The following is a 13,645-nucleotide window of genomic DNA, read 5'->3' as shown; positions in this document are numbered from 1 at the left end:
GACCGCAAGCGCTATCAACGCGGGCATCCATCGGGTGCCCGCTTCATTTTGGAGTATTTATGCACGACCTCGATCGCTTGCTACGCCAGGACCGTCATTGGGTTCACCCTGTTACCGCACTGCTGCAACATGAGGCCCAAGGACCCTGCATCTGGAAATCGGCAGACGGCATTCATCTCACCGACATACATGGCAAGCGTGTTCAAGATGCGTTCTCCGGGCTGTGGTGCGTGAATGCCGGCTACGGGCAACCCTCCATTGTGGAGGCCGCCAGGCGTCAACTGGAAACACTGCCCTACGCCACGGGTTATTTTCATTTCGCCAGCGAGCCCGCGATCGAACTGGCCGCTCGCTTGACGTCATTGGCACCTGAAGGGCTCACTCGCGTGGTGTTCGGCCAAGGCGGCTCGGACGCCGTCGATACGGCGATTCGCTTGGTGCGGTACTTCTTCAACGCCACAGGCCGCCCCGAGAAGAAGCATTTCATTGGACTGCAGCGCGGTTACCACGGCACCTCGTCCAACGGTAGCGGGTTAACCGCGTTGCCGCTGTTCCACCGGTATTTCGACGTACCCACGTCTGATCAGCATCACATCCCCTCCCCTTACCCCTTTCGGCATCCGCAAGGCCCTGACGACGCGAACGTATTGTGCAGCACCGTCAAGGCCCTGGAAGACACAGTCACCGCGATCGGCGCACACAATGTGGCGGCCTTCATCTGTGAGCCGATTCAGGGTTCTGGCGGCGTCATCGTACCGCCCGGCGGTTTTTTGAAAGCCATGCGCGACACCTGCGATCGGCTAGGGATCCTGTTGATCGTCGATGAGGTGATCACCGGGTTTGGCCGGACCGGCCCGATGTTCGCGTGCGAAGCCGAAGGTGTGAGCCCGGACCTGATGACACTCGCCAAAGGCCTGACCTCGGGTTACGCGCCGATGGGCGCAACCCTGATCTCAGAACACATCTACGCCGCACTCGCAGAAGCCGGCAAGGACGGCACGGCCCTGGGCCATGGACAAACCTACGCGGGACACCCCGTGAGTGCGGCCATCGCCAACGCCACCCTCGACCTTTACTTGGAGGGCGGCCTGTTGGCCAACGGCCTGCAGGTCGGCGCGTATTTTCAACAACAGCTAAAACAGCTGGAGTCCCTGGACTGCGTCGGCGAAGTGCGCGGCCGAGGGATGTTGGCGGCGCTGGAGTTCGTGGCGGACAAACACACCAATGCCAAGCCTGCCGCCGCGCTGCAGTTCGGCCAGCAGGTGCTCAAGCACGCCTTTGCAGAGGGCTTGGTGTTCAGAGCCTTTGCCGACGACATCCTCGGTTTCGCGCCGTCATTGAATTACACCAAGGCCGATATCGACACCCTGTTGGCTATCTTGAAATACGCTATCGAGAAGGCTGCCGCCAGCGCGCGGTAACAAGCAAAAGCCCAGGCCGCTGGACGGCCTGGGCTTTTTTTGTTCGCATTGCGTTCGTCAGTGACGTGCTTCCTGGACCACCCTGTCAGGCACCCAAGACTGCGAAGGACTTCGGCGTTTGACGATCAACCCGGTGATCACCACCAACGCCGCCAACCCCGCCGTCGCAATGACCTCGCCCTGATGGGCCGGCAAGGTCAACATGACGCCCAGCGCACCGACGATGAACACAATGACTGCCCAGGTCAGACCTGGATAAAGCCACATCCTGAAACCGATGCGGTGCCCATGGGCCACCAGCTTTTTACGCATGCGCAATTGCGAAATGGCAATGACCAGGTAGACCAGCAATGCCACCGCGCCCGACGTCGCCAACAAAAACGAAAACAGGCGCTCAGGAGCAAAATAGTTGATCACTGTGGTGACACAACCAATGGCCGTACTCGCTATCACCGCCTGGCGCGGTACTTTCGCAAGCGTGGTCGCCCTCAGGAACCCAGGTGCCTCACCACGCTTGGCCAAGGCAAACAACATGCGTGACGCAGTATAAATTGCCGAGTTCAGGCAACTGGCGACCGCAACCAGCACCACCACATCGACGATAAACTTCGCGTTGGGAATTTGCAGGTATTCCAGTGCACGTTGATACGAACCCACCACCGCCAAGGCCGGATCGTTCCAGGGAACGATCGACACGATCATGAAAATCGAGACGATGTAAAACAAGCCAATCCGCCAGATCACCGAATTGGTAGCCCGTGCAATCTGTTTGCTGGGGTTGTGCGACTCCGCCGCCGCGATGGTGACGATTTCGGTGCCCATGAAGCTGAACATGGTGGTCAGCAAAGCTCCCAGCACCGGCGCATAGCCGTTGGGGGCGAACCCGCCGTGGTTGCTGATGAGCGTGCCGATACCACTGACCGTGCGGTCCGGCAGACCACCCACCAATGCGATGGCACACACCACGATAAAGGCAATGATTGCCAGCACTTTCGCCAAGGCAAACCAGAACTCGAACTCACCGTAGCGGGCAACACTGTACAGGTTGGTCAAAGTCAGACCACAGGTGATGGACAGCGCAAAAATCCACGTATCAACGGTAGGAAACCAACTGTGCAGAATGGCGGCGGCGGCAATCGCCTCAAGGGGAATCACCAGCACCCAGAACCACCAGTAGAGCCAGCCAATGGTAAATCCGGCCCAGGGGCCAATGGCGCGGTTGGCGTAAGTGGAAAACGAGCCCGTATCCGGGGATGCAACGGCCATCTCGCCCAGCATCCGCATGACCAGTACCACCAGGGTTCCCGCCGCCAGATAGGACAGCAACACGGCTGGCCCGGCCGCAGCAATCGCATGCCCTGACCCGACAAAAAGCCCCGCACCGATGACACCGGCAATCGATAGCATTGTGACGTGCCGCTGTTTGAGTCCGGGCGCAAGCGACGATCCCGCCTGCCCCCCTGCTTCGTGGGAAGTGTGTATCTTCGACATAGTTTCACCATTGTTTTTATTAGGCAGGTTGTGAAGTTTTTGGCGCGCGAAAGCGCTCTCTTATTGTTTTAGAGTTCTCCCATTACCCGGTTGAAGTGTCACTCAGGCACTTACGTGGTCCGTCTCCCTGACCTGCTCACCCTCCTGTTTCGGCTCCACTACCGTGGTGCGAAATGCATTGGCAAGGCTCGCTGCCAAATCCCATCCATACGTGTTTGAGCGCCCGGTTATCCAGGTCAATTCGTTGTGCATCAGGATGGGAATCGCACCCAACTCCGTCAGCACGCCGAGGGTCGCCACGGTTTGCGCAAGTTGCACGTCGCCGCCTGACCGCCCCCGCTCAACCACCAGTTGTGCCCCGACCAGATGCGCCGCGCCGAGCATCGCGACCCACTGTGCAATCACCCTGGTCTGCCCTATCAATGCCGAGGGCGAAACCAGCGTGCGATTGGCCTGCACTGCGTTGTTCGCCTGAACAACCAGCACCGGCTTCATGCCTTTGGCCAGTAGTTTCAATAACGCCTCCAGGCCACGCTTAAACCCTTCCAGTTGCAACTCGTTGTTATTAACCAGTGCAGCCAGATCAACTTTGAGGATCGCAATTTCGCGCACGCGTCTGTTTCCTTTCCGTCAAGGGACCAAAGAAGTGTGCAGGGGGGCTACGGCTACACGCCCTCAACGCAGTACCTTCGCCAGATACTCCGCCAAATGCAGCGGCTGATGCCCGCTGACGTTGCGTATCTGCCCCCGGCAACTGAAACCGTCAGCCACCACCCAGGCATCGTCGGGCAACCTGTCCAGGTGCGGCTTGAACTCCTGTTCACCAATGGTCCGGGCAATAGGTGCGCTTTTTCGATGGTAACCGTAGGCCCCCGCCACCCCGCAGCAGCCCGCCGGGATGAGACCGCCCTTGTCACCCAATTGCTTGAGCACCGCTTGCTCAGCCCCCAGCCCACCACACGCTTTCTGATGGCAGTGCCCATGGATACGCACATCGTCGCCGATGCTCGGCAGCTCAATGCCCTGTTGCTGAATCAGCTCGCTGAGGGTTACCAGCGATTGGGTCATCTGCCTGGCCCTTGGGTCCTCCGGGAACAATCCGGGCATTTCATCCCTGAACACGGACAGGCAACTCGGCTCCAGTACCACAATCGGAATCCCCTCGCTCAGCGGCTGTGCCAATTGCGTGAGGATCGCTTCCAGATTCGCCTTGGCTTGATCCAGCATGCCGACGTCGTAGTAAGGGCGGCCACAGCACACATGGCGCTGCATGAGCTGGACGTGGAACCCCAGCTTCTCCAGCACCTCAACCCCGGCCTCGAGGACAGCTGGCGTGAAGCCATTGTTGAAGCTGTCCACCCAGAGCAGGACGCTGCTGGCCGAAGCCCTATCCGGGCGCCTCAACAGGCGCTTGGCGGTCTTGCCGGCCCTGAAGCTTTCACCGGCAATCCTGGGGAACTTGACGCTCGGCGCCAAGCCAAACCACGCGCCGGCCGTCCTGAATAACGGGTTGCCCATGGCGTAGTTGAGGATCGGTGAAACCTTGGTCGCAACGGGTAGCCATTCGCCGATACGGCCGATCATGGCATCCATGAGTGAGCGCGAATTCTGCTGGTAGTGCCTGTACAGAAATTCGGCTTTATAGCGGGCGATATCGACATTGGTCGGGCAATCCGACTTGCAGCCCTTGCACCCGAGGCACAGGTCCAGGGAGTCCTTGATGTCCTTGTTGTTCCAGTCGTCCTGGATGACATCCCCCTTGAGCAACTCGAAAAACAAGCGTGCCCGGCCACGCGTGGAGTAACGCTCCTCGCGGGTAGCACGGAAACTGGGGCACATGGTGCCACCCTCCGGCGAACGGCATTTACCCATACCGATACAACGCTCGGTCTCGCGGGCAAATCCCTTGTCACCCAGACGCACGTCGTAGGTGAACAAACTGCTGACCTCCTTGCGCACGTAATCCGGCCCCATGCGCAAGTGGGCATCCACCGGCATGGCGTGGATCAATTTGCCGGGGTTCATCTTGTTCAGGGGGTCCCAGAGGGCCTTGAAGTCCGCCAGCGCCTGCATGATGGTTTCACCGTACATGATCGGCAGGTACTCACCCTTGGCCTGGCCATCTCCATGCTCGCCGGACAAGGAACCGCCATAACGCACCACCAGGTGGGCCGCCTCATCCAGGAAGGCGCGCCAAGTTTCAATGCCCTGCGTCGATTTAAGGTCGAACGTGATGCGTGAGTGAATGCAACCATCACCAAAGTGACCGTACAGGTTAGTCTTGTAGCCGTAGCTGGCGACGATCCTGGAAAACTCACGCAAGTACTGACCCAGCAAATGCGGCTCAACGGCCGCGTCTTCCCATCCCACGGTTGGATCAGGCTCATTGGGGTCCAGGCCCAGGGAAGTGGCCGATGCGCCGGTCTCGCGAATGGTCCAGATACGATTCATCAAGACCGGGTCGGTAACCAGCCGCACACTGGGCCGACCGGGCAATAACTCGGCAATATCCCGCGCCCGAGTGGCCGCCGCCAGCACATCAGCCTCATCGGTGGCGCCGAACTCGACCATCAGCCAGGCATTGCCGGCCGGCAACTGGGCGATATCGTCGACCTTCATGCCCCGCTCAAGCAGCCCGCCAATGATGCCGTCGTCCAAGCCTTCCATGGCGATGGGTTCCAACGGCAGCAACTGCGGGACCGAATCCGCCGCCAGGAAAATATCCTCGTAGCCGAACACCACCAGTAGTCGATGGGTCGGGTTCTTGACCAGCACGGTTTCGGCCTGGAGCACCGTCACGCAAGTGCCCTCCACCCCAACCAGTGCTCGTGCGATATTGAAGCCGTTTTCCGGCAGCAATTGATCCAGGTTATAGCCGGACACCCGACGTTTGATCGACGGGAAGCCCCCGCGGATATCATCGCCATACTGGTCAGCCAAGGCCTTGAGCCCACGCACGATCTCGGCACGCCGTCCACCGGCCGCCAGGTGTTCCTGATACTGCGCCTCGTCCGTAGGGCCGACCCAGAATCGTTCACCGTCGTAGGTGAGGATTTCCAGGCGCTCCACGTTCTCGACGGTTTTCCCAGCCATCACCGAGTGCGCACCGCATGAGTTGTTGCCAATCATGCCACCCAGGGTGCATCGGCTATGGGTGGCGGGGTCCGGGCCGAAGGTCAGCCCATGTTGCGCGGCGGCCGTCTTGAGCTGGTCGCAAATAACCCCCGGTTCAACCCGCGCGATCCGCCGCTGGGCATCGATGTCGATGATGCGGTTCAGGTACTTGGAGGTGTCGATAATGACTGCCGCATTCACCGACTGACCACACATCGAAGTACCGGCGCCCCGTGGCAGCAAGGGCAGGTTTGCCTCCCGGCACAGACGCATCGCCACAACAATATCCTCGATGGATTTGGGTACCACTACGCCGATTGGCAACTGACGATAATTGGAGGCCTCGGACGCGTAGACGGCACGGGTCGCCGCATCGAAACGAACGTCGGCATTCGTCTGCGACTCCAGTTGCGTGCGCAGCTTGAGCAACACGTTCAGGTCAATGATGGATGCGGCGGTACTGGAGGTCATAAGGCTGCCTATTATTGTGTCAGCGGCTACGCATGGGAGGCGTCATCCTATGCATAGCCGAGGGTCGTCTCCACGACTGAAAAGTAGGAACAAAACACCCCTCTTTCCTGCTTCAAGCGTGAACCGGGTCGGTACGGGAAAGGCCCTTTCAGCGCGGCTGGCGATAACCGAGCATGACCCCGAGAAAGCTGAAACCGGCGGCGAACATCACGTAGAAGGCCGGCGCGGTCGGCGTGCCCGTGGTCTGTATAAGCCACGTCAGGATCAGTGAGGCGAAGCCGCCAAAGGTCATGACCGCCAGGTTGTAGGCCACTGACAGCCCGGTTGAAAGCACCTTGGTCGGGAACGTTTCGGACAACGCCGCCAGAATCGGCCCGGTGTAGGTCGCGATCAATACCCCGAAGACCGCTTGGAAGATGCACAGCGTCAGCAAGGATGGCTGCGAAACGATCATCGTAAACAAGGGCCAGGCCAGCACCAGCATCGCCGCCGACGCGCCACCCAGCAACCACTTGCGCCCGACCTGATCGGACAACCAGCCGGTGATGGGCGAACAGAGGGAGATCACGCTGCCGCCAACGATCGCTGCCATGAAGGAGGCCGATTGAGGAAGCTGCAAAACCCTGACCGAATAGGTCGGCATGTAGAACAGAATGACGTAGATGCACACCGTCCATAGCACCACCATGGCAAAACTGGCGAACGCTTGCTTGGGGTATTCGCGAATGACGTCTTTGAAAGGTGTCTCGGACTTTTCACTGTCTTCAAGAAAGGCGGGAGACTCGTCCAGGTTGCGGCGGATGAAATAGCCAATCGGGCCAATCAGCAAGCCGAACAGGAACGGAATGCGCCACCCCCAACTCTCGACCTGTTCAGGGGACAGATTGAGGGTGATCCCGGTGCCAAAACAGGCGCCTACCAATACGGCAAAGCCGATGCTGGTCTGGATCCAGCTGGAGTAATAGGCCTTTTTGCCTGGCGGCGCATGCTCGGTCAGGTACGCCGTGGCCGTGCCCATCTCGCCGCCTGCCGAGATGCCTTGCAACAGCCGTGCGAACACAATGATGCACGGCGCCGCGATGCCAATCTGCGAGTAGGTGGGCGCCAGTCCGATCAGCGCCGTGCCGATCCCCATCAGAATAATGGTCAGGGACAACGCGCCTTTGCGGCCGTACCGATCCGAATAGATACCGATCAGCACCCCGCCCACCGGTCGCACCAGGAAACCCACGCCGAAGGTCGCCGCCGAGAGCATCAGCGAGGTCACATCGTTGCCCGTAGGGAAAAACAACTTGCCGATGGTAATGGCGAAAAAGCCATACACCATGAAGTCAAACCACTCAAAACCATTGCCCAATACCGTTGCAACAATTGCCTTGCGGCGCATAGAGACATGCGCCGGAGAATGGACTGCTAGCGATGCTGTAGTCATGACGCCTCCGAGCTTTCGGCGAATCGCGTAGGCGACCACGCCGTGCCCATCTTGTTGTTGGATGTGCCGATATTTGGCCCACTCCAGCCACACCGGCGTCACCCAAGCCAAGTAGGAAAAAAAGCGCCGCGAATACCACCTGAAGTAGGAGAACCCAAGCGTCGCGCAACTCTATGCTGACACCACACGTTGCGATGACGTGACTCAATAACAATCCGGGCCCGCGCTCATCCAACTGTCGGATGCAGGAGCGAGGCCCTGGGAGGTCCCGTGAAAGAACCCGTCACCCCCGCCTTCGAAGTGGGCGAAGAAATGGTCGCAGGCTTTGCGAAAAAAGGGCTTGGCCAGGTCATCCCCGCCACCACCAACGATCGGGGCCTGGGCCCATTCCAGCGCCTGGTGCTGCGCGGCGCCACGGTCATTGACGGTACAGGCGCGCCGCCATGGGGCCCTGCCGACATCGTGATCGAAGGCAAACGTATTGTTGAAATCGCCGCCGTCGGCGTGCCCGGCCTGCCCATCAACCCGCTGCGGCGACCGGCCAGCGGGGCCCACGAAATCGACTGCACCGGCAAGTTCATCACACCGGGTTTCATCGACTGTCACGCGCATATCGGCACGCCCTTTCATGCCGAAAATGGCGAAATGCTTGCTGCGGATTACGCTTATAAGCTGTGGCTGGCCCATGGGGTGACGTCCGTTCGTGAGGCAGGTTGTATGAATGGCCTGGCCTGGACCTGCGAGCAGAAGGCGGCATCCGCAGAAAACCGTATTGCGGCACCTCATCTGTACCCTTACGCCTACTTCCCCGCCGTCAATGATTACCTGAAAGCCATCCATACCCCCGAGCAGGGCCGCGCATGGTTGCGCCAGGTGAAGGACAAAGGTGCTGACGGCGTCAAGTTCTTCGGTGCCTCCCCCGCTGTCATGGAAGCCGCGCTCGACGAGGCGCAGAAGCTGGGGTTACGCACCTGTTGCCACCACGCGCAGCTCTCGGTTGGCCGGATGAATGCACTGCGAACCGCCAAGTGGGGCCTCACCAGCACCGAGCACGCCTACGGATTGCCCGAAGCGTTGCTGGAGGGCCGCACGCTTGCTCTGGTCGACGATGACTACAACTACAACGACGAATACCTGCGCTTCGCCACGGCGGGACAGACGTTCCTGCAAGCGGCCAAGCCGGGCAGCCCAAAGTGGAACCAGGTACTGGATGAATTCCTGCAGGTCGGCCATACGTTCGTCCCGACGATGAACGTTTACGACGCCAACCGCGACCTTATGCGCGCACGCCGGGCCGAATGGCACGACCAGTACACCGACCGCACCACCTGGCGTTATTTCCAACCTCAACGGGGTGGGCACGGCGCCTATTTCTATCGCTGGTCGCTCAAGAACGAACTCGAATGGAAAGAGAGCTTCACAATCTGGATGCAGTTCCTCAACGACTTCAAAAACAAGGGCGGCCGTGTGTGCCCCGGCAGTGATTCCGGATTCATGTTTCAGATCTATGGGTTCGGCTTCATCCGGGAGCTGGAGCTGTTGCAGGAAGCCGGCTTCAGCGCATCGGAAGTATTGCGCGCCGCCACCTTGCACGGCGCGCAACTGCTGGGTATCGAGGATGAGACGGGCACACTGGAAGCCGGCAAGCGCGCCGATATCCTGATCCTGAATCAAAACCCCATGACTGATTTCAAGCTGCTGTATGGCACTGGTGCATTGCGGCTGAACGATGACACACGGTCATTGGAACAGCGCTGTGCGCTGGAAACGACGATCAAGGCCGGCGTCTTGTTTGAGGTGGCCGACCTCTTGGCCGATGTCCGCCAGATGGTGGCGCACACCTGGAAAGACGGACTGCGCGATGGCCAGTAACGATCACCGCACGCCTTGGGATCAGACCCACTTCATCATCCTTGCCGGCGCACTGGGCAGCGGCAAGACCACCCTGCTTGAAGCGTTCATCAACGCGCCTGGCATAAGGGCGACGACGGCGGTCATCATCAATGAAGCCGGTGCGATCAACATAGACGGCGCCATCCTTTCGGATTCGGCCAAAGGGTTGGCGATGGCCACATTGAGCAATGGATGCGTCTGTTGCTCGCTGACCAATGACCTGGTGTTCACAGTGGAAGAGCTGATCGCCAGCCGCGCCAACGCAGACTTGCCTCCCCTGACCACCCTTGTCCTGGAATGCAGCGGGCTTTCAAAACCGGGGCCAATCATTCGCTCACTGACCGGACTGGCTGAGTTACGCATGCGCGTCAGTGTGGTCTCGACCCTTGACTGCAGCCGGGAGGTTGGTGCGGGCGGTGATGCAGAAGCTGAGTTCGCGCAACTGGCAGCGGCACAGACGATTGTATTGACCAAAGTGGATGGGGTGTCCGATGACGCCCGTGAGCAATACGCTGACAGCATCCGATACTTCAACCCGTTCGCTACGGTCATCAACGAGACCGAGCCCGCGTGCAGGCTGGCGTGGACCCGCTTCAACGAGAGAAATGAGCGTCCCCTCCCACCCATCAGCCGGATCACCTCGCAGGCAGTACAGCATCCCCGCATCAACGTGTTTCATGCACGGCTAGCTAATCCGGAGTGGGAAGATGTGCAGGATTGGCTGGAGAACGTCGCAGGGGTACTGGGGGAGCGCCTGTTGCGTATAAAAGCCCTGGTGAACGACCCACATGACGGTTGTGTGCTGCTGCAAAGCGTGGGCAGTACCTTCTCGGCGGCGCGGCGTTTGCAGCAGACCTCGACACAGGCGACGTCTGTGGTTTTCATCGTTCGCGACAGTGATGTGTCCGTACTTGCCAACATCGAGACACACATGACGGTCAGCTGGGGCTCACTGGACGAGAGATCGCTGGGCGATTGTCAGTAGCACACCAAAACTCACCAGCAGGCCACCAAACAGCCGGTCAATCCAATGCCGTGCGGCCAGCAGCTTCTCACGCACCCGCCCGGCGGAGAAGCACAGCGCGACCAGGCTGAACCACGCAACGTGTGCCCCCGCGATAAACACACCATAGGCCATCTGCACGGTTACGCCCGTCTCCGGCCGCACCACCCCCATGAACAGACTGACAATGAAAATCGCGGTTTTAGGATTCAACGCATTGGTCAGAAACCCGGTACGCAGCGCCGCCAGATCGGACAGGGCCGGCGCCGGTGCCTCGGCATGCTCACGTGCTGGCGTGGCACGCAACATGTTGATGCCCAGGTAGACAAGATACGTCGCCCCAGCCAGCTTCAATGCCGTGAACAGCCAAAGGCTTTGTTGAAGCACCCACCCTAGCCCCAGCAGCGTATAGCCCACATGTACCAGCACACCCATTCCAATTCCCAGTGCCGTGAAAACGCCCGCGCGCCGGGACAGTAGCAACCCGTTGCGAGACACCATGGCAAAATCCGGCCCCGGGCTGAGGCACGCCAACAGTGTAAGGGTGATTACTGCTATCCATTCGTTCATGGTGTACCTTGAGAAATATCGATCATGGCCCACGATTCTTCCAAACTCTAACGACAGGCACTAACGATGTTTTCTAAAGAAAAAGGTGATTCTGAATCGTCTATTTCTGACCAGTGCATGCCCTCTTTGCTTGCCCTGCGCTGCTTCGAATCTGCCGGGCGGTTTGAAAGCTTTGCCCGTGCGGCAGAGGAATTGCACCTGACGCCCGGCGCCATCAGCCGCGCGGTGCGCTTGCTTGAAGAGGACTTGGGCGCTGACCTGTTCGACCGACGTAACCGCAAGGTTTTTCTAACGGAGACCGGAAGACGCCTCGCGAAGGCGGTCAGCGAAGGGTTTGGATTGATGAGCCACGCCGTGCGCGAGATCCGCACCGAATCCCGCCGCGCACGACAGCTTGTTCTATCCTGCGAACCCACCCTGTTGATGCGCTGGCTGATCCCGCGCTGGAGCGACTTCCAGGCACGTTACCCAGGGCGGGACATTCATTTGGTGGCGGGCGGTGGCCCGTTTTCGTTCGACCAGGGCATCGACCTCGCCATCCGGCGTGACGACTTCCCCCGCCCTCCCGGCTATCACGCAGTAGCGCTATTCCAGGAAAAGGTTGGCCCTGTCTGTCGGCCGGATAAAGTCAGTGCGTGGTTCGACCCAAGCAAGGGCATTTTGCACCCATCGGCTCCACGGCTTCAGACGAAAAGCCGGCCAACGGCGTGGCAGGAATGGGCAACGGCAAGAGAACTGCCGACCCCGGTGGTGGAGACGCAAGTATTTGAGCACTTTTACTTCAGCATCCAGGCGGCTGTAGCAGGTCTCGGGGTTGCCATCGGCCCCTGGCATTTAGTGCGCGACGATCTCGAGAACGGCGTGTTGGCTGCGCCCTTGGGATTCGTTGAAGACGGCTCAAACTATTGCCTGCTGTCTTCGGCTGAGCCGGAGAAAGGCAGCGTGGAAATGGCGTTGCTTGAATGGTTGCAGACGGTGGGCTGATCAAGTCGCGGAGAGGTATCAAGGTGCGCCAATGATTGCTCCCCTCCTTCCACTGCAAAAAAAAGCATCGCAGCACGCACTCTAAGGATCGCCTGATTTTCTCAGGTGCGCGTAATCGATAGGGTGGCCGTCCATCTTTTCCCCGTCACGGCTGCAAAAAAATGTGCGCTTCAAAAAAACAACGCCGACTGCGTGTCCTGTTGAATACCGCAGCCGTAATAATTTTTGCTTATTCTACGGATACATTGGCCGCGAATTGTTCTTTCACCCAAGGGAAAACGTTCACAGCTAACTACGCAGCTGCACCGGTCGCCTTGACGGTCCCTCGAGATGTGCCTGCAGGCACGGTGGTTTATCAAGAATCCATCACAGCACCACAGCAAGGTTTCAACTGCCCTAGCTCATCGCCGTTTATCTTTAGCCTGAACCCGACATTCGGTAGCGTTACCACTGGCAATACCTTTCCCCTAGGTAAAACAGGGCTATCACTCAAAGTCACGAACACCCAAAATGGTTATCTAACTGCAGATAGACTTCTCAGCGGGAGTTACTTGGACCCCATCAGGACCTACACCCTTGAGATTATTAAGTCAGGTGAACTGTCATTGAAAAATGAGGTTCCCGCAGGCAATCTGGGGGCGCATCGGTACGGAGACCTTGACCTTGTGAGGATCAACCTGGCCAATCCGATCATCTTGAACGCCGCGTCCTGCGAGACCCCGGATGTCTCTGTTCAAATGGGCGATGACTATTACCTGCATGAATTCAGCACTGTGGGCGATACGTCTCAAGCCGTTAAATTCAACATTGGCCTTAACCAATGCCAGACCGGTATCCAGAAGGTCACTTATTCCCTTAAAGCCACTTCTCAAGTGATTGATCCGCAGCAGGGCATCGTAGCGTTGAACGCCAGCTCAACGGCCAAAGGCATCGGCCTGAAACTGATGAACGACAGCGGTCAACCCATCGCCCTGGGCACCACTTACCCATTCAATGGCTTCAATAGCACGGGCACCAGCTTCAACATCCCGCTTTCTGCGGCTTATTACAGGCTGGCTGATGGCGAGCTGAAAGCGGGCACTGCAAACGCATCGGTAACCTTTGTGATGAGCTATCTGTAGCACGCTCAGTGTCGGCACGGGCTGTGTCAAAACGTAAAAAGCCAATGCCCCGACAGGTCGGGGCATTGGCTTTTGTAGTCCTGGATTAACCCGCAGGGCTTTAAGCCTTACGGGCCCACCTGACCTCTGTGGACCAGGAAGCACC

The 13,645-nt window shown here is 59.0% G+C and carries 10 protein-coding genes; 5 read left to right on the top strand and 5 right to left on the bottom strand.

Annotated features, from left to right (window positions below; translation table 11 throughout):
* Positions 1-59 precede the first annotated feature (59 nt).
* The gene (locus CI807_RS18540; protein ID WP_016977331.1) at positions 60-1,421 is read left to right on the top strand and encodes an aminotransferase class III-fold pyridoxal phosphate-dependent enzyme; all 1,362 of its coding nucleotides are present in this window, start codon (positions 60-62) and stop codon (positions 1,419-1,421) included.
* Between the two features lie 57 nt (positions 1,422-1,478).
* Here the strand turns inward: CI807_RS18540 and gabP are convergent, their stop codons facing one another.
* From gabP to CI807_RS18520, 4 genes are all read right to left on the bottom strand, one after another.
* Positions 1,479-2,912 carry a GABA permease gene (gene gabP, locus CI807_RS18535; RefSeq protein WP_095015656.1) on the bottom strand — a complete coding sequence of 478 codons (1,434 nt, stop codon included), beginning with the start codon at positions 2,910-2,912 and terminating at the stop codon, positions 1,479-1,481.
* Between the two features lie 102 nt (positions 2,913-3,014).
* On the bottom strand, positions 3,015-3,524 hold the full coding sequence (locus tag CI807_RS18530) for a hypothetical protein (RefSeq protein WP_016977333.1): 510 nt from the start codon (positions 3,522-3,524) through the stop codon (positions 3,015-3,017).
* Between the two features lie 63 nt (positions 3,525-3,587).
* Positions 3,588-6,497: an FAD-binding and (Fe-S)-binding domain-containing protein gene (locus CI807_RS18525; protein WP_095015655.1), complete on the bottom strand. Its 2,910-nt coding sequence runs from the start codon at positions 6,495-6,497 to the stop codon at positions 3,588-3,590.
* 148 nt (positions 6,498-6,645) lie between these two features.
* Positions 6,646-7,884: an MFS transporter gene (locus CI807_RS18520; protein ID WP_016977335.1), complete on the bottom strand. Its 1,239-nt coding sequence runs from the start codon at positions 7,882-7,884 to the stop codon at positions 6,646-6,648.
* A gap of 315 nt (positions 7,885-8,199) precedes the next feature.
* Between CI807_RS18520 and CI807_RS18515 the strand changes: the two genes are divergently transcribed.
* On the top strand, positions 8,200-9,801 hold the full coding sequence (locus CI807_RS18515) for an amidohydrolase family protein (protein WP_218239525.1): 1,602 nt from the start codon (positions 8,200-8,202) through the stop codon (positions 9,799-9,801).
* Positions 9,791-10,807, top strand: a complete 1,017-nt coding sequence (locus CI807_RS18510) for a GTP-binding protein (RefSeq protein ID WP_157742043.1) — start codon at positions 9,791-9,793, stop codon at positions 10,805-10,807. Before CI807_RS18515 ends, CI807_RS18510 begins: the two co-directional genes overlap by 11 nt.
* Here CI807_RS18510 and CI807_RS18505 read toward each other — a convergent pair.
* Positions 10,772-11,395 carry a LysE family translocator gene (locus CI807_RS18505; protein WP_095015653.1) on the bottom strand — a complete coding sequence of 208 codons (624 nt, stop codon included), beginning with the start codon at positions 11,393-11,395 and terminating at the stop codon, positions 10,772-10,774. The two genes, CI807_RS18510 and CI807_RS18505, sit on opposite strands and share 36 nt — an antisense overlap.
* 66 nt (positions 11,396-11,461) lie before the next feature.
* Here CI807_RS18505 and CI807_RS18500 point away from each other — a divergent pair, with 66 nt between their 5' ends.
* Positions 11,462-12,379 (top strand): LysR family transcriptional regulator, encoded by a 918-nt coding sequence (locus CI807_RS18500; protein ID WP_095015652.1) that lies wholly within the window; start codon positions 11,462-11,464, stop codon positions 12,377-12,379.
* Between the two features lie 200 nt (positions 12,380-12,579).
* Positions 12,580-13,500 carry a fimbrial protein gene (locus CI807_RS18495; RefSeq protein WP_256578532.1) on the top strand — a complete coding sequence of 307 codons (921 nt, stop codon included), beginning with the start codon at positions 12,580-12,582 and terminating at the stop codon, positions 13,498-13,500.
* Positions 13,501-13,645 lie beyond the last annotated feature (145 nt).

The organism is Pseudomonas sp. NS1(2017) (assembly GCF_002269425.1).
Classification (GTDB): domain Bacteria; phylum Pseudomonadota; class Gammaproteobacteria; order Pseudomonadales; family Pseudomonadaceae; genus Aquipseudomonas; species Aquipseudomonas reactans.
This window is presented reverse-complemented; position numbering and strand designations above follow the sequence as displayed.

Bases quoted from the DNA above. Each gene is read 5' to 3' on its own strand.
- CI807_RS18540 (WP_016977331.1), top strand. From the start codon at position 60: ATGCACGACCTCGATCGCTTGCTACGCCAGGACCGTCATTGGGTTCAC.
- gabP (WP_095015656.1), bottom strand. From the start codon at position 2,912: ATGTCGAAGATACACACTTCCCACGAAGCAGGGGGGCAGGCGGGATCG.
- CI807_RS18525 (WP_095015655.1), bottom strand. From the start codon at position 6,497: ATGACCTCCAGTACCGCCGCATCCATCATTGACCTGAACGTGTTGCTC.
- CI807_RS18520 (WP_016977335.1), bottom strand. From the start codon at position 7,884: ATGCGCCGCAAGGCAATTGTTGCAACGGTATTGGGCAATGGTTTTGAG.
- CI807_RS18510 (WP_157742043.1), top strand. From the start codon at position 9,791: ATGGCCAGTAACGATCACCGCACGCCTTGGGATCAGACCCACTTCATC.
- CI807_RS18505 (WP_095015653.1), bottom strand. From the start codon at position 11,395: ATGAACGAATGGATAGCAGTAATCACCCTTACACTGTTGGCGTGCCTC.
- CI807_RS18500 (WP_095015652.1), top strand. From the start codon at position 11,462: ATGTTTTCTAAAGAAAAAGGTGATTCTGAATCGTCTATTTCTGACCAG.